Source organism: Marinimicrobium sp. UBA4509 (genome assembly GCF_002388575.1).
GTDB lineage: Bacteria > Pseudomonadota > Gammaproteobacteria > Pseudomonadales > Cellvibrionaceae > Marinimicrobium > Marinimicrobium koreense.
On record NZ_DGMV01000029.1, the window covers coordinates 16,941 to 18,252 of the forward strand.

The window sequence follows — 1,312 nt, forward strand, 5'->3', positions numbered from 1 at the left end:
CTTCCCCTTCCCGGCCCGGACGTCACCGCCAATCTGGGCTTAATGTCGGTAAAGCAATTAGCGACAACTGCCAGAGATAATAAGCAGCCGATCAAATTATCCAAAAACTATCAACCCCATCGGCAAATTTCTCCCAAAAAGTGCCCCATTTTCAGTAGAATGGTGCCGTATTCTCGAAACACTCTATGGACTAACCCTAATGACCGACACGCAAATAGACGATCTCAACGTTGTCTCCCAGGAGCTGTTGATCTCACCGGCCGACCTCAAGCGCGAGCTGCCAATGACCGACAAAGCCCGGGAGGTTGTCACCCAGGGGCGGGAAACCATTCGCAATATCCTCGACCGTAAAGACCCGCGGATTTTTGTGGTAATTGGCCCCTGCTCCATCCACGATGTGGACGCGGCGATGGATTATGCCCAGCGTCTGAAGAAACTGGCCGACGAGGTCAGCGATACCATCTATGTGGTGATGCGCGTCTATTTCGAGAAGCCCCGGACCACCACCGGCTGGAAAGGCCTGATCAACGACCCCGATCTGAACGACTCGTTCAAGATCGAGAAAGGGCTGCACATGGGCCGCAAGCTGCTGCTGGATATTGCCGAGCTGGGCCTGCCCTCCGCCACCGAGGCGCTGGATCCGATCTCGCCCCAGTACATGCAGGACCTGATCAGTTGGTCTGCCATTGGCGCCCGCACCACCGAATCCCAGACGCACCGGGAAATGGCCAGTGGCCTGTCCGGAGCCGTGGGCTTCAAAAACGGTACCGATGGCAGCCTGACCGTGGCGATCAACGCCCTGAAGTCGGTTTCCAAACCGCACCGGTTTCTGGGGATCAACACCGAAGGCCAGGTTTCCATTGTCCACACCCGTGGTAACCCCTACGGCCACGTGGTACTGCGCGGTGGCAACGGCAAGCCGAATTACGATTCGGTGAGCGTCGCCATGTGCGAGCAGGAGCTGGAGAAAGCCGGGGTCAATCCGCCCAACATCATGGTCGACTGCAGTCACGCCAACTCCAATAAAAACCACGAGCTTCAGCCGCTGGTGATGGAGAACGTGGCCAATCAGATCATGGAAGGCAATGATTCGATTATTGGTCTGATGGTGGAGAGCCATATCGGCGCGGGTAACCAGCCGATTCCGGAGAATCTGAAAGACCTGAAGTATGGGGTGTCGATTACCGATGCCTGTATCGATTGGGATACCACCGTTCAGGCGTTGAAGGATATGCGGGAGAAGATCAAGGATCATCTTCAGGAGCGGGTGAAGAAGTAGCGGCAGGTATGGTGACGGCGGATGCGGGCTTCG

General features: G+C 56.4%; 1 protein-coding gene. It reads left to right on the plus strand.

Annotated elements, in window-relative coordinates; translation table 11 throughout:
• Nucleotides 1-199: 199 nt before the first annotated feature.
• On the plus strand, nucleotides 200-1,279 hold the full coding sequence (locus B3520_RS03640; protein WP_024460021.1) for a 3-deoxy-7-phosphoheptulonate synthase: 1,080 nt from the start codon (nucleotides 200-202) through the stop codon (nucleotides 1,277-1,279).
• Nucleotides 1,280-1,312 lie beyond the last annotated feature (33 nt).